General features: G+C 69.3%; 16 protein-coding genes. 12 read left to right on the plus strand and 4 right to left on the minus strand.

All coding sequences use genetic code 11. From position 1 onward, the window contains the following. Positions 1 to 91 precede the first annotated feature (91 nt). The 8 genes from tsf to ASF76_RS05460 all read left to right on the plus strand — a co-directional run bounded on the left by tsf (position 92) and on the right by ASF76_RS05460 (position 5,811). A complete protein-coding gene (tsf, locus tag ASF76_RS05425) occupies positions 92 to 919 on the plus strand; it encodes a translation elongation factor Ts (RefSeq protein ID WP_055954158.1) in 828 nt (275 codons plus the stop codon). Positions 920 to 1,052: 133 nt separating this feature from the next. Beyond that, the gene (gene pyrH, locus ASF76_RS05430) at positions 1,053 to 1,769 is read left to right on the plus strand and encodes a UMP kinase (protein ID WP_055954160.1); all 717 of its coding nucleotides are present in this window, start codon (positions 1,053 to 1,055) and stop codon (positions 1,767 to 1,769) included. 75 nt (positions 1,770 to 1,844) lie between these two features. Continuing rightward, positions 1,845 to 2,399, plus strand: a complete 555-nt coding sequence (frr, locus tag ASF76_RS05435; protein WP_055954162.1) for a ribosome recycling factor — start codon at positions 1,845 to 1,847, stop codon at positions 2,397 to 2,399. Positions 2,400 to 2,404: 5 nt separating this feature from the next. Continuing rightward, a complete protein-coding gene (locus ASF76_RS05440; RefSeq protein WP_055954165.1) occupies positions 2,405 to 3,454 on the plus strand; it encodes a phosphatidate cytidylyltransferase in 1,050 nt (349 codons plus the stop codon). After that, positions 3,451 to 4,023 (plus strand): DivIVA domain-containing protein, encoded by a 573-nt coding sequence (locus ASF76_RS05445; protein WP_055954168.1) that lies wholly within the window; start codon positions 3,451 to 3,453, stop codon positions 4,021 to 4,023. The genes ASF76_RS05440 and ASF76_RS05445 overlap by 4 nt, the downstream gene beginning before the upstream one ends. 46 nt (positions 4,024 to 4,069) lie before the next feature. Beyond that, a complete protein-coding gene (locus tag ASF76_RS05450) occupies positions 4,070 to 4,792 on the plus strand; it encodes a transglycosylase SLT domain-containing protein (protein WP_235561241.1) in 723 nt (240 codons plus the stop codon). Between the two features lie 9 nt (positions 4,793 to 4,801). Then, complete coding sequence (locus ASF76_RS05455) at positions 4,802 to 5,089, plus strand: hypothetical protein (protein WP_055954171.1); 288 nt, start codon at positions 4,802 to 4,804, stop codon at positions 5,087 to 5,089. Further along, positions 5,089 to 5,811: an alpha/beta hydrolase gene (locus tag ASF76_RS05460; RefSeq protein WP_055954174.1), complete on the plus strand. Its 723-nt coding sequence runs from the start codon at positions 5,089 to 5,091 to the stop codon at positions 5,809 to 5,811. Before ASF76_RS05455 ends, ASF76_RS05460 begins: the two co-directional genes overlap by 1 nt. A gap of 2 nt (positions 5,812 to 5,813) precedes the next feature. On the opposite strand, the gene ASF76_RS05465 is transcribed toward ASF76_RS05460, so the two are convergent. Continuing rightward, positions 5,814 to 6,887 (minus strand): AI-2E family transporter, encoded by a 1,074-nt coding sequence (locus ASF76_RS05465; protein WP_055954177.1) that lies wholly within the window; start codon positions 6,885 to 6,887, stop codon positions 5,814 to 5,816. A gap of 172 nt (positions 6,888 to 7,059) precedes the next feature. On the opposite strand from ASF76_RS05465, the gene ASF76_RS05470 reads away from it, so the two are divergent. Both ASF76_RS05470 and ASF76_RS05475 read left to right on the plus strand, forming a co-directional pair. After that, a complete protein-coding gene (locus ASF76_RS05470) occupies positions 7,060 to 8,862 on the plus strand; it encodes a hypothetical protein (RefSeq protein WP_055954180.1) in 1,803 nt (600 codons plus the stop codon). Further along, positions 8,859 to 9,791 carry a tetratricopeptide repeat protein gene (locus ASF76_RS05475; RefSeq protein WP_055954183.1) on the plus strand — a complete coding sequence of 311 codons (933 nt, stop codon included), beginning with the start codon at positions 8,859 to 8,861 and terminating at the stop codon, positions 9,789 to 9,791. The genes ASF76_RS05470 and ASF76_RS05475 overlap by 4 nt, the downstream gene beginning before the upstream one ends. 84 nt (positions 9,792 to 9,875) lie before the next feature. Here the strand turns inward: ASF76_RS05475 and glgB are convergent, their stop codons facing one another. The 3 genes from glgB to glgX all read right to left on the minus strand — a co-directional run bounded on the left by glgB (position 9,876) and on the right by glgX (position 16,242). Beyond that, positions 9,876 to 12,014 carry a 1,4-alpha-glucan branching protein GlgB gene (glgB, locus tag ASF76_RS05480; protein WP_055954185.1) on the minus strand — a complete coding sequence of 713 codons (2,139 nt, stop codon included), beginning with the start codon at positions 12,012 to 12,014 and terminating at the stop codon, positions 9,876 to 9,878. Beyond that, complete coding sequence (locus ASF76_RS05485; RefSeq protein WP_055955356.1) at positions 12,011 to 13,978, minus strand: alpha-1,4-glucan--maltose-1-phosphate maltosyltransferase; 1,968 nt, start codon at positions 13,976 to 13,978, stop codon at positions 12,011 to 12,013. Before ASF76_RS05485 ends, glgB begins: the two co-directional genes overlap by 4 nt. A gap of 185 nt (positions 13,979 to 14,163) precedes the next feature. Next, positions 14,164 to 16,242 (minus strand): glycogen debranching protein GlgX, encoded by a 2,079-nt coding sequence (gene glgX, locus ASF76_RS05490; protein WP_055954189.1) that lies wholly within the window; start codon positions 16,240 to 16,242, stop codon positions 14,164 to 14,166. A 47-nt stretch (positions 16,243 to 16,289) separates the two neighbouring features. Here glgX and ASF76_RS05495 point away from each other — a divergent pair, with 47 nt between their 5' ends. Together ASF76_RS05495 and mnmA are read left to right on the plus strand one after the other, a co-directional pair. Beyond that, entirely contained in the window at positions 16,290 to 17,474 is a 1,185-nt protein-coding gene (locus ASF76_RS05495; protein WP_055954192.1) for a cysteine desulfurase family protein, read from the plus strand. Between the two features lie 9 nt (positions 17,475 to 17,483). Continuing rightward, positions 17,484 to 18,581 carry a tRNA 2-thiouridine(34) synthase MnmA gene (gene mnmA / locus ASF76_RS05500; RefSeq protein ID WP_082484883.1) on the plus strand — a complete coding sequence of 366 codons (1,098 nt, stop codon included), beginning with the start codon at positions 17,484 to 17,486 and terminating at the stop codon, positions 18,579 to 18,581. Positions 18,582 to 18,590: the final 9 nt, after the last annotated feature.

Here is an 18,590-nt window from a genome sequence, read left to right on the forward strand (position 1 = left end):
CGGGGTCGTGACTGCCCCCTCGCTCGAGGGTGGCGACACGGCCCCGCCGGGCTCACATCGAGAACGAAAACGACAAGGAGACCGCCACACCATGGCAAACTTCACGATCGCCGACATCAAGGCGCTGCGCGAGCAGCTCGGCACCGGCATGGTCGACACCAAGAAGGCGCTCGAAGAGGCTGACGGCGACGTCGAGAAGGCCGTCGAGATCCTGCGCCTCAAGGGTGCCAAGGGCAACGCCAAGCGCGCCGACCGTTCCACGAGCGAGGGCCTCGTCGCCGCTCGCGAGACCAACGGTTCCGTGACGCTTCTCGAGCTCGCCTGCGAGACCGACTTCGTCGCCAAGAACGAGCGCTTCATCGCTCTGGCCGACAAGGTCGTCGACGCCGCCGCCGCCGCGGGTGCCGACTCGGTCGAGACGGCCCTGTCCGCCGACGCCGACGGCAAGACCGTCGAGCAGCTCATCTCCGACGAGGCCGCCATCATTGGCGAGAAGGTCGAACTGCGTCGCGTGCGCACGATCTCGGGCGACAAGTTCGAGGTGTACCTGCACAAGACCAGCAAGGACCTGCCTCCGCAGGTCGGCGTGGTGCTCGCCTACACCGGTGACGACGCCGAGACCGCTCGCTCCATCGCGCAGCACATCTCGTTCGCGAACCCCTCGTACCTCACCCGCGACGCCGTGCCCGAGGCCGACGTCGACAAGGAGCGCGAGATCGTCACCGAGATCTCCCGCAACGAGGGCAAGCCCGAGGCCGCCCTGCCGAAGATCGTCGAGGGCCGCGTCAACGCCTTCTTCAAGCAGGTCTCGCTGCTCGACCAGGACTACGCGAAGGACAACAAGCTGTCCGTCGCGAAGGTCGCGTCCGACGCCGGTCTCACCCTGACCGACTTCGCCCGCTTCAAGGTCGGCGCGTAACGCACGCATGACAAGGCCCGGGATGCCATGGCATCCCGGGCCTTTTCCCTGCCCGGGCTCCCGCTGCGACCGCCGCGGACGCACGCAGGAAACGCGCGGGGGATAGTTTGTTCAAGACGAGAGGACACCACACGTGATCGATGAGGCCAGCAAGCGCCGCCGAGTTCTTCTGAAGCTGTCGGGGGAGGCGTTCGGGGGCGGCCAGTTGGGCGTGAACCCGGATGTCGTGAGTCAGATCGCGCGAGAGATCGCCCAGGCCGTCGACCGGGTCGAGATCGCGATCGTGGTCGGTGGGGGCAACTTCTTCCGCGGCGCCGAGCTCAGTCAGCGCGGCATGGACCGCGGACGCGCCGACTACATGGGGATGCTCGGCACCGTCATGAACGCCCTCGCCCTGCAGGACTTCCTCGAGCAGGCCGGAGCCGCCACCCGCGTGCAGTCGGCCATCTCGATGACCCAGGTCGCCGAGCCCTACATTCCGCGTCGCGCCGTCCGCCACCTCGAGAAGGGGCGCGTCGTTATCTTCGGCGCCGGTGCGGGACTGCCCTACTTCTCGACCGACACGGTCGCCGCCCAGCGGGCACTCGAGATCGGCGCGACCGAGGTGCTCGTGGCCAAGAACGGCGTGGACGGCGTCTACACCGCCGACCCGCGCACCGACTCCTCCGCCACGAAGCTCGACCACATCACCTACCGCGACGCCCTGCAGAAGGGGCTCAAGGTCGTCGACTCGACCGCGTTCAGCCTTTGCATGGATAACGGCATCGACATGCGCGTGTTCGGCATGGAGCCCGGCAACGTCACCGACGCGCTGCTGGGCGAGACCATGGGAACCCTGGTCACCGCGTGACGCGCCGCGCGGGCCCGGGGAGCCGGGCCCGCGCGCGACTAGACTGAGACGTCAGTCCCAACGAATGGAGTCACCGTGATCGCCGATGTCCTCGCCGATGCCGGAGCGCGCATGGATCGCGCTGTTGAGGCCGCCAAGGAGGACTTCGCGACCGTCCGTACCGGGCGCGCGAACCCCCAGATGTTCCAGAAGGTGCTGGTCGACTACTACGGGTCGCCGACACCCCTCGCGCAGCTCGCGTCGTTGAACAACCCCGAGGCCCGCACGCTCGTGATCAACCCGTACGACAAGACGGCGCTGAAGGCGATCGAGCAGGCCATCCGCGACATGCCCAACCTCGGCGTGAACCCGACGAACGACGGCACGATCGTGCGTGTCACCATGCCCGAGCTCACCCAGGACCGCCGCAAAGAGTACGTCAAGATCGTTCGCGGCAAGGGTGAGGACGCGAAGGTGCAGGTGCGCAACCTCCGTCGTAAGGCGAAAGACGACTTGGACGCTCTCAAGAGCGACGTCGGCGAAGACGAGCTCGTACGCGCCGAGAAGGAGCTCGACACCGTCACGCGCACGCACGTCGACATGATCGACGAGGCGCTCAAGCGCAAAGAGGCCGAGCTGCTCGAGGTCTGATCCGAATGCCCGACGCCCCTGAGACCGGCGAAGATCAGCCGGTCGATCTGCCCGGCTCGCGTCGGGAAGAGGCCGCGCGCCGCTCACCGGTCACGGGAGAGGGCGTGACGGCCATCGAATCGCAGTTGCGTGCCATGCGCACGGATGCCGAGCAGCACATCGCCCATGCCCGCGCGGAGTTCGGGCAAGCGAATGAGCGGCTCAAACAACGCACCGGTCGCGACCTCATCGTCGCGACGCTGATCGGCGTGGGCATCGGCGCGGTCCTCGTCGCCTCGCTCATCTTCGTGAAGTGGCTCTTCGTGTTCTTCGCGGGGGCGGCCATGGTCCTCGGGGTGCTCGAGTTCTCCCGCGCTCTGCAGGTCGCAGGACGTCGCGTCGACGTGGTTCCGCAGCTCGTGATGGGATCACTGCTTCTGCTGAGCGGATTCTTCCTCGGTCCCTGGGTGCATTGGATCGCGGCCCTCACCGCCGTGGTCGTCGTCGTCGTGTGGCGCGTGATCGCCCAGATGATCGCGTCGGACGGCCGTGCTCGGATCGACGTGATCGGCGATGTGCTGGTCGGGGGATTCGTCCAGCTGTACGTCCCCTTCCTCACGAGCATGGCGGTGGTGCTGCTCGCGCAACCCCGCGGCGAGTGGTGGGTCCTGGCCTTCATCATCCTGGCCGTCGCCGCCGACACCGGCGCGTATGTGTCGGGCCTCACCTTCGGGCGGGGCGGGCGGCATCCGATGGCCCCCCGCATCAGCCCCAAGAAGACGTGGGAGGGCTTCGCCGGTGCCTGCGTCGCCGCCCTCGTCGCGGGCGCGCTCCTTGCCGTGTTCATGCTGCAGGTTCCCTGGTGGGCGGGCCTGGTGTTCGGTGCCGTGGTGCTGGCCACGGCGACGGTCGGGGATCTCGGCGAGTCGATGGTGAAGCGCGATCTGGGCATCAAAGACATGAGTTCCTGGCTGCCCGGGCACGGCGGGGTGCTCGACCGCCTCGACTCGATCCTGCCGTCAGCCACCGCCGCCCTGGTGACCTACTACCTCCTCGCACCGTTGGGAGTGTCATGAGCGAGACGCAGATCCACGACAAGGTCGAGGCGATGCCATTCCCCGATTCCGGTCGGGCGAAGGGCTACGAGAGACGTGCCGTCGACACGTTCCTCTCCCGTGCGCGCGAAGTGTTCGAGAGCGACGACGTCGGGACGCTCCGGTCCTCCGACGTCCGCGCGGCGGCGTTCCCCCTCGTGCGCGGGGGCTACTCCGTCACGGCTGTCGATGCCGCCCTCGGACGGGTCGAAGACGCCTTCGCGGCACGCGAGCGCGAACACGCCCTGTCGCGACTCGGGGCCCGCGCGTGGGTCGCCGAGACCCGGGACACAGCTCAGGTCGTCCTCGATCGTCTGCGTCGTCCGAGAGGGTCGCGCTTCGAGCGTGTGGGCATCCTCCGCTACGGCTACCGTGTCGACGAGGTCGACGTGGTGGCCGACCGCGTGGCGCGGTATCTCGCGGCGGGCGACCCCGTAACCCCCGATCAGGTGCGTGCGGTGGCCTTCCGGATGCAACGCGGCGGGTACCGCGAAGCTCAGGTCGACGCCGTCCTCGACGCCGTCGTCGATGTGATGCTCGCCGTCGGATGAGCGCGGATGACACCTCCCGCCGCGCCTCGGTAGACTCAGCGGCACTGTGACTTCCGGTTCGCACCTCTCCCGCACCTCATCGCCCCGTGTCGCCCGTCGCGGCGAGACGGGACACGACGTGATCCCTCCGGTGATGCCCCGTCGAGCCAACCCCCGCTGGTCACGCCGCCGCGGCGTCGTCGGCGCCTTCGGCGCCTGCGCGGCGGTGCTCTTCACCGTGGCCTACGTAGGCCCCATGGGTGCGGCGCTCCAGCCCGCGCAGGCCGATGAGCCGCGGACGGTCACGCTCTACGCCGAGGGCTTGGACGACACGCAGGCGGTCTCGACCCTCGGCGAGAAGCAGGCGCCGCAGCTCGATCGCTCCAGCTACAACGTCTACGTCAAGCCCAAGCCGACACCGACGCCCACGCCGACCCCGACCTCGACGCGCGAGAGCGAGTCGGACTCCGAGTCGTCGGCGGGCAGTTCCGGGCCGCTGTTCTACACGGGCGGCGGGGCTCCCGCCGAGTGGATGGCCGCGGCGGGCATCGCCGAGTCCGACATGGGCTACGTCGACTACATCGTCAGCCGCGAGAGCGGGTGGAACCCCAACGCCACCAACCGCTCGTCCGGGGCGTGCGGGCTCGTCCAGGCGCTTCCGTGCAGCAAGGTGCCCGGCAACGGTTACGACCCCGTCGACAACCTGCGCTGGGCCACCGGTTACGCCACGGGCCGTTACGGCAGCTGGGCCGGCGCCTACGCGTTCTGGACCAACAACCACTGGTGGTGAGCGGCATCCATGCCCCGCTCCCGTAAACGACGCCCGGAGCCCGATCGCGGCGACGACTCCCTCGACCGCCTCATCGCCGGGTGGAAGCGCACCGAGGTCAGACGCGGCATCGAGTGGACCGTGCAGCCGATCTCCGCCCCGCAGGCGCAGAAGGACTACATCTGTCCCGGCTGCGGGCGGGCGGTTCTGACGGGGACCGCTCATCTCGTCGTCTGGCGCGCTGACGGCGTCCTCGGCGACGCCGCCGACCTGGCGGCACGTCGACACTGGCACACACACTGTTGGAGGATCGCCTGATGGAGATTCGCGGCCCCGTTCTGCTTCCCGCCCGTCGGGAAGACATCGAGTTGCACACGGTCGACGACCTCACCCTCGTCGGTGAGCTGGCTCTCCCCGCCGACCGGGCGCCGGTCGCCACTCTCGTGACGCTGCATCCTCTGCCGACAGCGGGTGGATTCATGGACTCGCACATCCTGCGCAAGGCCGCCGGCCGCCTTCCCGCTCTCGCCTACATCGCCGTGCTGCGCTTCAACACCCGCGGGACGACCTCGCCCCGGGGTACGAGTGAGGGCGCCTTCGACGGGGGAGCGAGCGAGGTGTTCGACGTGGCGGCCGCGGTCGACTTCGTTCGGGAGCGGGGTCTCCCGCGGCCGTGGCTGGTGGGCTGGTCGTTCGGCACCGAGCTGGCGTTGAAGTACGGCCGCGACCACGACATCGAAGGCGTCATCCTGCTGTCGCCACCCCTTCACCGCGCGACCGCCGACGAGGTCGCCGCCTGGGCGGGTGACGAGCGTCGGATGGTCGTGCTCGTGCCCGAATTCGACGACTACCTGCGGCCCGACGCGGCGCGCGAGCGTTTCGCCGCGGTTCCGGATGCCACCCTCATCGCCGTCGAGGGCGGCAAGCACCTGTGGGTGGGCGAGACGCAGACCCGCCGCGTGCTGACCGAGATCGTCGCCGCGGTCGTCCCCGACGCCCTGCCGCTGCCCGTGGAATGGGACGGCGACGTCGCCGACTGAGCTCAGCGCTCGTTCTGCCGGGGGATGATGACCTCGCGGTAGATGATGAGGATGCTGGCGGCCACCGGGATCGCGATGAGCGCGCCCAACAGGTTCAGCAGCGCGCCGCCCGCGAGCGCCGAGATGACCACGACGGATCCCGGCACCGACACCGCGCGATTCATGATGCGCGGGGAGATCACGTACGCCTCGATCTGCATGTAAACGAGGTAGTAGACCAGGGCGATGATCGCGATGGTGGGCGATCCGACCCCCGGGATCAGGCAGGTCAGCACGATGATCGTCGACCCGGTGAGAGTTCCCACAAGGGGGATGAGCGAGAAGAAGAAGGCGATCACCGCGAGCACGGCGGGGAACGGCGCCTGGATGATCGACAGGAAGATCGCGCTCAGCACGCCGTTGATGACGCCCAGACTGACCTGGCCCATGACGTAGTAGCCCACGGAGTCGGTGATCTTCTCGGCGAGTTCGATGAAGCGCGCGCGCTTGGACGCCGGCACGAGCTGGTACACCGCCGACTTCAGCGACGGAGTGGATGCCGTGAAGTAAATGGTCAGGATGAGCACGATGAACGCGCCGCCCAGGCCCGCCGCCACCGCCCCGCCGACGGTCAGGAGGCTGTTGCCGATCATGGTCGAGATGGAACCGACGTCGAGAGTGGAGATCCACTGCTGCACGCCCGCCCACACGTCGTCCAGGCGCAGCCAGGGGAGGTTCGCCGACACCCAGTCCTGCACCTGCCGCACGACCTCGTTCCAGCGGTCGGGCTGGAGCAGCTGCTCCACCTGCACGACGAGTTGCGCGATCTGCCCGACGATGATGGGCACGACCATCACGATGATCCCGGCGAAGATGCCGAGGACCCCGAGGATCGTCACGAGCACGGCCGCCCAGCGCGGGAGGCCGCGCCTCTCGAGGAACGAGACCACGGGGTCGAGCCCGAGCGAGAGGAAAAGCGCCGTGCCGACGTAAAGGAGGATCGTCGAGAGGTTCTGTACACTGCCGATGAGCAGGAGGCCGACTCCGACGCCGAGCGTAGCCAGCAGTGCGACCCGGAATGGGTTGTGGATCTTCATGCCGCCAGACTCCCGCCTCAGCGGGCGTTCGCGCCCGTGACGTCAGGATACTGACGACGGCGGCGCCAATTGCGCGCGACGGGCCTCGCCGAGAACTTTCAGCCGCCCTCGGATACTCTGGAACGTCGATTCTTCGGTGGCGCCCGAGCCGCCGGTGGGGATGGTGTGAAGCGTGAGATTCGTCTGGGCTGTGGTGGCGTTCGTCATCGCGGCCGTCATGATCGGTGCCGGAATCGCCCAGAGGACGGTGTTCCAGGGTCCATCCGAGGCCTCGGCGACCGTTCAGACCGAGGGCACGTCCGCCTACACGCTCGTCGATGGCGCGCTGCTCACCAGCGTGCCGGGGGCTCAGACGCTGCGCGTGGAGGGTGACGGCGAGGTGTTCGCCGCCTACGGCCGCACCGCCGACATGGAGGCATGGCTGGCCGATGTGCCCTACACCGCCGTGACCGTCGACGGCGAAGGCGTCGTGCAGACCAGTGAGGTGCAGCCCACCGTGACGGCGACCAGCGCCGCGGCGGCCGGTCGCAGCCCCGTCGACTCCGACCTGTGGCTCGACGAGTACGAACAGACGGGCACGCTCTCCGCCACCCTGCAGTTGCCGAGCGAGATGAGCGTGCTCATCGCGTCCGACGGCATCGCCCCCGCTCCCGCCAACGTCAGCGTGAGCTGGCCCATCGACGACTCCACCCCGTGGGCCGGCCCCCTCATCGTCGGCGGGGGCATCGTGCTGCTCGTCGGTCTCGTGCTCTACCTGCTCGGCATCCGGCACGTGCGCCGCTCGCGTCGTCCGCGCCGAAAGGGACTGCCCCTGCCCGTCACCGAGCCGATCTCGATGGTCGGCGGCGCCGAGGCGAAGGGCGTCATCAGCGACAGCCCCGGCCGACGCGGTTCGCGTGGACGTGGCGTCCTCGGCGGACGCAGGGCGCTCATCGCGATGCCCGCTCTGGGTGTCTCGGTCGCCCTCCTCGCCGGCTGCTCCGCCGACGCGTGGCCGCAGTTCGCCGCTCAGGAGACACCGAGCCCTACACCGACCGTGATCGTCCCCGAGGGGCAGTTCCCTCCCGCCGTCACCGAGGCGCAGGCGCAGCGCATCGTGTCGCGCGTGTCGTCGACAGTGGCGCAGGCCGATGCGGCCCTCGACGCGACGGGGGCCGCTGAGCGTCTCGCGGGCCCCGCGCTGGCGGAACGCCAGACCAACTACACGCTGCGCGCGGCGATCCCCGACCGGGCCACTCTGCCGGCCATCCCCGCCGAGCCGGTGCAGATCGTGCTCCCGCAGACCACGGGGGCCTGGCCGCGCACGCTCATGACGGTCGTGGAGTCCGCGGATGCCGCGACGCCGACGACGACGATCATGATGATGACGCAGGAGTCGCCCTGGGACGAGTACAAGGCGTCCTACGTCGGCAACCTGGAGGCATCCACCAATCTGCCCGAGCTCGCTGCGCCCTACGTCGGGGCGACGCAGGTGCCGCCGGACTCGAGTTTCCTCGTGCTGGCGCCCGAGAAGGTCGCCGCGGCGTACGCCGACATCATCAACAACGGGCAGAACAGTGCGTCGTGGTCGACGTTCGACACCGCCAACGACCTGTTGCTGTCGGCCATCCAAGACAATAAGACCAAACGCACCGACGAATTGAACCAGACCGGTGCGGGAACCGCGGAGATCAGCTTCGCGGCGTCGGCCGGCCCCGCGACCCCGATCGCCCTCGCCACGCTCGACACCGGCGCGATCGTCGCGGTCAACGTCTACGAGAGCGACACCGCGAAGCCGACCAACGCCGACGCTGTCATCAAGCTCGACAACAACCCCGCGGTCAAGGCCCTCACCGGGGTCGACCAATCCGCGACCGGCTTCACCACGACCTACTCCGATCAGGTGTTCTTCTACGTGCCCAGCCAGGGCTCAGACGACCAGATCCGCCTGCTCGGTTACCGATCCAGCCTCCTCGAAGCGAAGGTGTCCCCGTGAGCACTCCCGCCCCCGGTTCCGTCTTGCGCGGTGCCGTCGACCTCTCGTCGCTGCGCAACCGCCCGCAGACTCCCGCGCCCGCGTCTGCCGACGCCCAGGCGGGTGGCGCGACCCCCCTCGTCTTCGATGTGACGGATGCCACTTTCGGCGACGTCCTCGAGCTCTCGCGCACCGTGCCGGTGGTCATCGACCTGTGGGCCGAGTGGTGTCAGCCCTGCAAGCAGCTGAGCCCCGTGCTCGAGAAGGTCGTCACCGAGCTCGGCGGACGCCTCGTGCTCGCCAAGGTCGATGTCGATGCGAACCCGCAGCTGGCGCAGGGCTTCCGTGCGCAGTCCATCCCGATGGTCCTCGCGCTCGTCGCGGGGCAGCCCGTTCCTCTGTTCACGGGGGCGGTACCCGAAGAACAGGTGCGCGACGTGTTCGCCCAGCTGCTGCAGCTCGCCGCTCAGCACGGCGTGACGGGCACAGTGCCGGTCGAGGGGGTCGCGCCGGCCGAGGAGCCCGGTGACGAGCCACTCCCGCCGCTGCACGCCGAAGCATTCGCCGCGATCGAGGAGGGCGACTACGCCCGTGCGGTCGCCGCCTACGAGAAGGCCCTCGTCGAGGATCCGCGCGATGCCGATGCGCGAGCCGGTCTCGGGCAGGTGCGCCTGCTCGCTCGCGTGCAGGACGCCGACCTGCAGGCTGCCCGCGCGGCCGCCGCAGCGTCGCCGACCGGTATCGAGGCGCAGTTCCTCGTCGCCGACCTCGATGTCGTCGGCGGACACGTCGACGATGCCTTCGGGCGTCTGCTCGAAATCTTCGCGGCGCTTCCCACGGACGAGCGGGCCCCCGTGCGCGAGCGTCTGCTCGAGCTGTTCGGCCTCATCGGTGACGACGACGCACGCGTCATCCGCGCGCGCACCCGCTTGGCATCCCTGCTCTTCTGAGCCACCGGCGGGGGCGTGATCCTCGCCCCCGCGCCACGTACGAAGGCCCCGTCCGAGGACGGGGCCTTCGACGTTCGCGTGCCGTCAGGCGTCGGCGCGGTGGTGCAGCCAGAGCACACCCAGCGGCGGGAGCGTCAGCGTCGCGTTGCCGCGGGCGTCGGTCGTCACCGCGCCGAGGTTACCCTGGCCCGAGCCGCCGAACACCTCGGCGTCGCTGTTGAGCACCTCGGTCCAGGTGCCCGCCTCGGGAAGGTCGAGCGGGAAGTCGCCCAGGGGAACGCCCGAGAAGTTGCAGACGACTGCGACGGTGTTGCCGTGGTGGTCACGGCGCGCGAAGGCGAGTACGTTCGGATTCCACGCCGGCGCACCGAGGCGAGAGAATGCCGCCCCGTCGTGATCGCGCGACCAGAGGGCCGCCTGATCCTTATAGACGCGATTCAGCTCGGCGACGAACTCGTGCAGCTGTCGGTGGGCGGGCTGGTCGAGCATCCACCAGTCGAGGCTGCGCGATTCGGACCACTCCGACATCTGGCCGAACTCCTGGCCCATGAACAGCAGCTGTTTGCCCGGGTGGCCCCACATGTAGGCCAGGAACGCGCGCATGTTCGCCAGCTTCTGCCAGTGGTCTCCCGGCATCCGTCCGAAGAGGCTGCCCTTGCCGTGCACGACCTCGTCGTGGCTGATGGGGAGCACGAAGTTCTCGCTGAACGAGTAGACAAACGAGAACGACAGTTCTCCTTCGTGGTGCGAGCGGTACATGGGGTCGCGCCCGATGTACTGCAACGAGTCGTTCATCCAGCCCATGTTCCACTTGAAGCCGAAGCCCAGACCCGCGGCCGACGTCGGCGCGGTCACCCCGGGGAAGCTGGTGGACTCCTCGGCGATGAGCGCGATGCCGGGGTAGCGCTTGTAGGAGGTCGCGTTCACCTCCTGCAGGAAGCGGACGGCCTCGAGGTTCTCGCGGCCCCCGAACTGGTTGGGCGCCCACTCTCCCTCGTTGCGGGAGTAGTCGAGGTAGAGCATGGACGCCACGGCATCCACCCTCAGTCCATCGACGTGGAACTCTTCGAACCAGTACAGCGCGTTGGCGACGAGGAAGTTGCGCACCTCGTTGCGGCCGTAGTCGAAGATGAGCGTGCCCCAGTCCTTGTGCTCGCCGCGACGCGGGTCGGGGTGCTCGTAGAGCGCTTCACCGTCGAAGCGGGCGAGGGCGAAGTCGTCCTTCGGGAAGTGTCCGGGGACCCAGTCCATGATGACGCCGATGTCGGCCTGGTGAAGCCGGTCGATCAGGTAACGCAGGTCGTCGGGGTTTCCGAAGCGGCTGGTGGGGGCGTAGTAGCCCGACACCTGATAGCCCCACGAGCCGCCGAAGGGGTGCTCGGACAGGGGCAGGAACTCGACGTGCGTGAAGCCCTGGGCACCGACGTAGTCGATGATCTCGTCGGCCGCGTCGCGGTAGGACAGGCCCTGCTTCCACGAGCCGAGGTGCAGCTCGTAGATCGACATCGGGCGATCGATCGGAGCGGTGGAGGAGCGGTGCGCGATCCACGCCTCGTCTGCCCAGCTGTAGTCGGATTCGGTGACGACCGACGCCGTCGCCGGCGGCACCTCGGCGAGGCGCGCCATGGGGTCGGCCTTCTCGATCCACTGACCGCCGCGGGTCAGGATCTCGAACTTGTACCGCGTGCCGGTTCCGATGCCCGGGATGAACACCTCCCACACGCCGCTGCCACCCATCGAGCGCATGGCACTGCCCGAGCCGTCCCAGCCGTTGAAGTCGCCGATGACGCGCAGGGCACGCGCATCGGGTGCCCAGACCGTGAAGGCCACGCCGTGCGATCCGTCGAGCTCGCGTACGTGTGCCCCGAGGACTCGCCACAACTCTTCGTGGCGGCCCTCCGAGACGAGGTGGAGGTCGAGCTCGCCGATGGAGGGCGCATGCCGGTAACCGTCGTCGGCGACGTGTTCGCTGCCCTCGTAGCGCGCGCGCACGGTGTATGCACCGGGGTGGTCCTCGGTGTGCGCCTCCCAGATACCGCCGCGTAGGTGCTCCAACGGCACGCTCTGACCGTCGGCGAGTTCGGCGACGACCTCGAGGGCGAGGGGACGCCGCGAACGGATCACCCAGCCGTCACCGGTCTCGTGCACGCCCAGCACGCTGTGCGGGTCGTGGTGGGCACCGTGGGCGACGGCATCCAGGATCTCAGCGGGGAGCGGGGTCATCGGTTCTCCTTGACGTGCAGGATGTGCACGGGCTCGTTGAAGGCGTCGAGACGCACGAAGTTGTGGTCGGCCCAGGTCCAGACCTGGCCGGTCACGAGGTCTTCGACGTCGTACGACGCGCCCGGCTCGATGCCGAAGACGGTCGTGTCGAGGTGGACGGTCGTCTCGCGTGTGGAGTGCGGGTCGACGTTGGCCACGACGATGATCGTGTCGGAGGCGCCGGTCGGCGAGAGCTCTGCGGGCAGGTGCTTGGAGTAGACCAGGGTCGCGTCGTCGTCGCTCCAGTGCACGTCGAGGTTGCGCAGCTGACGGAGAGCCGGATGGGCGCGTCGCGCCGCGTTGAGCATGCGCAGGTACGGCGCGATCGAGTGCCCGGAGGCCTCAGCGCCCTCCCAGTCGCGGAACTTGTACTCGTACTTCTCGTTGTCGATGTTCTCTTCGGACCCCGGGCGGGCGACGTTCTCGATCAGTTCGTACCCCGCGTACACGCCGTACGTCGGAGCCGCGGTCGCGGCGATGGCGGCGCGGATCTTGTACGCCGGCCGTCCGCCGTACTGCAGGTATTCGGTGAGGATGTCGGGGGTGTTCACGAAGAGGTTGGGGCGCAGGAAGTCGTCGGTCTCGTGCGCGAGCGCACCGAGGAACTCCTCGAGTTCTTCCTTCGTGTTGCGCCAGGTGAAGTACGTGTAGCTCTGTTGGAAACCTGCCATGGCCAAGCCCTGCATGGGGGCGGGCCGTGTGAAGGCCTCGGCGAGGAACACCGCATCGGGCTCTTCGGCGCTCACCGTGGCGATCAGCCACTCCCAGAACTGCAGGGGCTTGGTGTGCGGGTTGTCGACGCGGAAGATGGTCACGCCCTGGGCGATCCAGTGGCGCACGATGCGCAGCACCTCGGCCCGGATGCCGTCGGGATCGTTGTCGAAGTTGACCGGATAGATGTCCTGGTACTTCTTCGGCGGGTTCTCGGCGAACGCGATCGAGCCGTCGGGCAGCGTCGTGAACCACTCGGGGTGCTCCGCGACCCAGGGGTGATCGGGCGACGCCTGGAGCGCGAGGTCGAGGGCCACCTCGAGGCCGTTGTCGCGCGCAGCTGCCACGAACGCCCGGAAGTCGTCGAGGGTGCCGAGGTCGGGGTGGACCGCGTCGTGACCGCCCGCGGCACCGCCGATGGCCCACGGCGAACCCGGGTCGCCCGGCTGCGTGACGAGAGTGTTGTTCGGGCCCTTGCGGTTGGTCTCGCCGATGGGGTGGATCGGCGGCAGGTAGAGCACGTCGAAACCCATGCCGGCGACGCCGGGGAGACGGTCGACGGCGGTGCGGAACGTGCCGCTGACGACGGAACCGTCCTCGCCTCGCGTGGCGCCCTCGGAGCGCGGGAAGAACTCGTACCAGGCGCCGACGCCGGCGCGTTCGCGTTCGACGAGCAGCTCGGCATCCCGGCCCACCGAGACCAGACCCATCATCGGGCGTGCGGCGAACAGCGCGGCGATCGCGGGATCGCGCACGATCGACAGGGCGACGTCGTCGTGGAGGTCCGGGTCGCGAAGAGCCCGCGCGGCTTCGTACAGCGCATCTTTGTCGGTGCCGGGGCGCTTCTTCTCGCCGCGCGCGCGATCGAAGAGCTCCGCGCCCATCTCGCGCATGAGCGCACTGTCGACACCCGCCGCGATCTTGACCTCGGCGGCGTGCTCCCACGTGGCGAAGTCGTCGGCGAAGGACTCGAACCGGAACCGCCACACGCCCTGCTCGAGCGGCGCGACGATCGTGGACCACCGGTCGAATCCGTCGTTCAGGGGGCTGAGGCGGTGCAACGACTCGTCACCCGAGGGCGAGAACAAGCGCAGGTTGACACCGATGCGGTCGTGACCCTCGCGGAAGGCGGTGACCGTGAACGGCACGGCTTCCCCGACGTAGGCCGATGGGCGGAAGGCTCCGCCCGGCACGCTCGGGTGGGGGAGCGCCATCGGAATGCGCGGTGTGACCACGCGTCGCGACGTGGGCGTCGGTTTGACCGGACGCACGGGGATCGAGGCGGCGCTGCGCCAGGGCAGCTCGGGCGAAAGTGTCGTCGTGGTGGCCACGATCCGAACCTACCGCGGGCCACCGACGTTGCCGCATCGTTTCGTGCGGCCTTGACAGCGGGGCCTGATCAGTCGACGCGGAACAACCGCATCGACGCACCGGCGAGGGGAACGACGTCGCCCGGCGCGAACGTCGCGCGGACGTCGGAGGGTGTCTCGTCGGCGCTGGACCACAGCTCGACGAATACGGCGTCCTCGAGGTCGGGGAGAACGATGTCGGATGGGTGCTCCGTGCCGTGGATGACCAACAGCACGCGATTGGGCGCCTCGAGCTCGGGTGTCGAGGTCGCGAGGTATTGCAGCGTGCGGTGGGCCGGGTCGTTCCACCGGTCGCTCGACATGGTCTGGCCGTGCTCGTCGAACCACTCCATGACCGACGCCGAGGGGATCTGCTCCCCGAGGCGCGCGAAGCGCTGAGGACGCAACGCCGGGTTGTCGCGACGCAGCTGGAGCAATCGCTGCGTGTGGGCGAAAAGGTCGCGCTGCCACGGCGCCATGTCCCACGACAACCAGGTGAGGGCCGAGTCATGGCAGTAGGCGTTGTTGTTGCCGCGCTGCGTGCGTCCCATCTCGTCGCCGGCGGTGATCATCGGCACCCCTGCCGAGAGCAGCAGCGTGCCCATCAGGTTGCGCATGGCCGTTCGCCGGGTGGCGAGAACGCGCTGATCGTCGGTCGGGCCCTCGGCCCCGTGGTTGAAGGAGCGGTTGGTGTCGGCTCCGTCCCGATTCTGCTCGCCGTTGCCGAGGTTGTGCTTGACGTCGTACGACACGAGATCGCGCAGGGTGAAGCCGTCGTGCGCGGTGACGAAGTTCACGCTCGCGAGGGGCCCGCGCTCCTCGCTGAAAGTGTTCGAGGAGCCGGCGAGGCGCGTGGCGAACCCGCCGATGCCGACGGGGGCGGTGTCGGCGCGGCGGGCGTAGTCGATGTCGCTCAGCCAGAAGTTGCGGACACGGTCGCGGTAGCGGTCGTTCCATTCGAGCCAGCCGTCGCCGAAATTGCCGGTCTGCCAGCCGCCCATCCCGACGTCCCACGGCTCGGCGATGAGCTTCGTGCCTGAAACGGCGGCTTCTTCGCGGAGCGCGGTGAGCAGCGGGTGGTCGGGCGCGAACGAATGCCTTTCGTCGCGGCCGAGGGTCACCGCGAGATCGAAGCGGAACCCGTCGATCTGCACTTCGTCCGCCCAGTAGCGCACCGAGTCGAGCACGAGACGGGCCGCGGCATCCGTCGACGTGTTGACCGCGTTGCCGCACCCGGTCTCATCGATGTACGCGCCCTCCGCCGTCTGCCGGTAGTACGACCGGTTGTCGATTCCGCGCAGACTCGTGCGTGGCCCTCCGAGGCCCTCTTCGGCGGTGTGGTTGTAGACCACGTCGAGGATGACCTCGAGCCCCGCCTCGTGCAGCAGCTTGACCATTCCCTTGAACTCGCGCAGGACGGCCTCGGGCCCCTCTGCGCGGTTCGCCGCCGTGGCATAGGGCGCGTGCGGGGTGAAGAAGTTCAGCGTGTTGTAGCCCCAGTAGTTGGTGAGACCGAGCTGAAGCAGCCGCGGTTCGGTCGCGAACGCGTGTACCGGCAGCAGCTCCACGCTGGTGATACCCAGTGAGAGAAGGTGCTCGATCATCGCGGGGTGGGCGAGGCCCGCATACGTGCCGTGCAGCGCCGGCGGGATGAACGGATGCCGCTTGGTCAAGCCCTTCACGTGGCCCTCGTAGATGACCGTGCGATCCAGCGGCACGCGCGGCTTGGTCGAGGTACCCCAGTCGAAGGAACCGTCGACCACCACCGAACGCCAGTCGCCGAAACTACCCGAGACGAGTCCGCGCGAGTAAGGATCGACGAGCAACGACTGCGGGTTGAAGGTGTGGCCCGCACCGTGCGGCCCGCCGACGCGGATGGCGTAGCGCGCGCCGGGGCGCAGCAGAGGCGTGGTGGCCTCGAAGACTCCGCCTCCGACGGGGGAGAGGGCGATCGTCTCGGTAGCCCAGTCGAGATCGACGTCGTCGAAGATCAGCAGCTGCATCGCATCGGCCGACGCCGACCAGACGCGCAGCGTTCCGCCGTCGGGGCCGAGGCGCACACCGAGGTCGTCGAACGCGGGGTTCAGCAGAGCAGGACGGGTCGCCAGGGCGGGCTCGGTTCGGACCATGCGTCTTAGGGTAGTGAAGGCAGCGGACAGCGTGAGGGGGACGTAGGGTGCAGGTCTACCTCGATCACGCCGCGACGACGCCGCTGCGCGCAGAAGCCCGCGACGCGTGGCTCGACGCGCATCGGGTGCTCGGCAATCCGTCATCCATCCACGGAGCGGGCCAGGCGACGCGTCGATTGCTCGAAGACGCCCGCGAGCAGCTCGCCGAGGTGCTCGGCTGCCAGCCCATCGAGATCGTCTTCACCTCCGGCGGCACGGAGGCGGCCAACCTCGCGCTGAAGGGCCTGTGGTGGTCGCGGCCCGAGGGGAGGGATGCCGTCGTGCTCCCCGACGGCGAACACCATGCGACGCTCGACGTGGTGAGTTGGCTCGCGTCTGCCGAGAGCGCGGCGGTGCGCGCCGTGGCGCTCGACGCGCGCGGGCGCATCGACGCCGACGCGTTCTCCTCGGCCCTTCCCGGTTCGGCCCTCGCGACCGCGCTCGTGGCCAACAACGAGGTGGGGACCCTTCAGGATGCCGCGGGCCTGGCCGCTGCGGCATCCGGGGCCTCCGTTCCCCTGCACCTCGACGCCGTCTCGGCGCTGGGGCAGGTTGAGGTCGACTTCGCCGCTTGGCGGGGGGAAGGCACCGCCCCCGGGGGTCTCGCGGCGATGTCGGTCTCGGCGCACAAGGTCGGCGGCCCCGTCGGGGTGGGCGCGGCGGTCGTGTCGCGGCATGCGCGGCTGACCCCGCTGGTGCACGGCGGCGGCCAGCAGCGGGGCCTTCGCGCGGGGACCCAGGACGTCGCCGGGGCGGCCGCGTTCGCTGCGGCGGCCCGCGCCGCTGAGGCGGAGCGCGTCGGGGAGTCGGCGCGGCTCGTCGCCCTCCGCGAGCGGTTGATCGCCGGCATCCGCTCGTCGATCCCGCAGGCGCGCCTGCTCGGCGACCCGGACGATCGCCTCCCCGGCAATGCGCACGTGCTGTTCCCGGATGCCGCGGGCGAGACTCTGCTGTTCCTGCTCGACATGGCGGGGATCGCGGTGTCGACGGGGTCGGCGTGTCAGGCGGGCGTCGCCGAGCCGTCGCACGTCGTCCTGGCCCTCGGCCTCGACGACCGGGCGGCGCGTTCGGTGCTGCGTTTCACCCTCGGCTACACCTCCACCTCGTCCGACGTCGACGACGTGCTCGCCCGCCTGCCCGAGGCCTACGCCCGAGCCGTGGCATCCGGCGCCCGTACAGCGGCACGTTCGTAGACTGGGGCGATGCGAGTTCTGGCGGCGATGAGCGGTGGGGTCGACTCCGCGGTGGCGGCGGCCCGCGCCGTCGAGGCGGGGCACGACGTGGTCGGCGTGCATCTCGCGCTCTCGCGTGCCGGAGGCACGCTCCGCGCGGGCAGCCGGGGGTGCTGCACGATCGAAGACGCGATGGACGCGCGCCGCGCCGCCGACAAGCTCGGGATGCCGTTCTACGTGTGGGACTTCTCGGAGCGCTTCCGCGACGACGTGATCGACGACTTCGTCGCCGAGTACCGTGCCGGTCGCACCCCGAACCCCTGCATGCGCTGCAACGAGAAGATCAAGTTCGCCGCCCTCCTGGAGCGCGCGCTCGAGCTCGGCTTCGACGCCGTGTGCACCGGCCACTACGCGACCCTCGTCGACACGCCCGAGGGCCGTGAGCTGCACCGCGCGTCCGACAACGCCAAGGACCAGTCGTACGTGCTGGGCGTCCTCACCGCCGAGCAACTCGCACACACCTCCTTCCCTCTGGGGTCCACGCCGTCGAAGGCGCTCGTGCGTGCGGAGGCGGAATCGCGCGGTCTCTCGGTGGCGCAGAAGCCCGACAGCCACGACATCTGCTTCATCCCCGACGGCGACACGCGCGGCTGGCTCGCCGACAAGGTAGGGGCCGAGCGCGGCGAGATCCTCGACCGCACCGGCGCCGTGATCGGTTCGCACGAGGGCGCTCACGCGTTCACCGTCGGACAGCGCCGCGGTCTGCAGCTGGGCGTGCCGGCGGCCGATGGAAAGCCCCGCTTCGTGCTCGAGGTGCGGCCGGTCAACAACACGGTCGTCGTCGGCCCGAAGGAGGCGCTCGCCTGCTCCGAGATCGCGGGGGAGCGCTTCACCTGGGCGGGACGCGCACCGTCGACCGACTCCTTCGCCTGCGACGTGCAGATCCGTGCGCACGCCGACCCGGTTCCCGCGTTCGCGTCTCTGGTAGACGGTCTGCTCACGGTGCGGCCCGACACTCCGTTCGACGGCGTCGCTCCGGGGCAGACCGCGGTGCTCTACGACGGCACGCGCGTGGTCGGGCAGTTCACGATCGACCGGACCGTGTCGGCGGTGCCGGTCGACGCCTGAGCCGGGGCG

It is taken from the genome of Microbacterium sp. Leaf151 (assembly GCF_001424225.1).
Classification (GTDB): domain Bacteria; phylum Actinomycetota; class Actinomycetes; order Actinomycetales; family Microbacteriaceae; genus Microbacterium.

What these genes read in the sequence shown, in the direction of transcription:
- ASF76_RS05485 (WP_055955356.1), bottom strand. Translation starts at nt 13,978, where the DNA reads ATGGCGCTCCCCCACCCGAGCGTGCCGGGCGGAGCCTTCCGCCCATCG.
- ASF76_RS05445 (WP_055954168.1), top strand. Translation starts at nt 3,451, where the DNA reads ATGAGCGAGACGCAGATCCACGACAAGGTCGAGGCGATGCCATTCCCC.
- ASF76_RS05465 (WP_055954177.1), bottom strand. Translation starts at nt 6,887, where the DNA reads ATGAAGATCCACAACCCATTCCGGGTCGCACTGCTGGCTACGCTCGGC.
- ASF76_RS05455 (WP_055954171.1), top strand. Translation starts at nt 4,802, where the DNA reads ATGCCCCGCTCCCGTAAACGACGCCCGGAGCCCGATCGCGGCGACGAC.
- glgX (WP_055954189.1), bottom strand. Translation starts at nt 16,242, where the DNA reads ATGGTCCGAACCGAGCCCGCCCTGGCGACCCGTCCTGCTCTGCTGAAC.
- tsf (WP_055954158.1), top strand. Translation starts at nt 92, where the DNA reads ATGGCAAACTTCACGATCGCCGACATCAAGGCGCTGCGCGAGCAGCTC.
- glgB (WP_055954185.1), bottom strand. Translation starts at nt 12,014, where the DNA reads ATGACCCCGCTCCCCGCTGAGATCCTGGATGCCGTCGCCCACGGTGCC.
- mnmA (WP_082484883.1), top strand. Translation starts at nt 17,484, where the DNA reads ATGCGAGTTCTGGCGGCGATGAGCGGTGGGGTCGACTCCGCGGTGGCG.
- ASF76_RS05460 (WP_055954174.1), top strand. Translation starts at nt 5,089, where the DNA reads ATGGAGATTCGCGGCCCCGTTCTGCTTCCCGCCCGTCGGGAAGACATC.
- ASF76_RS05440 (WP_055954165.1), top strand. Translation starts at nt 2,405, where the DNA reads ATGCCCGACGCCCCTGAGACCGGCGAAGATCAGCCGGTCGATCTGCCC.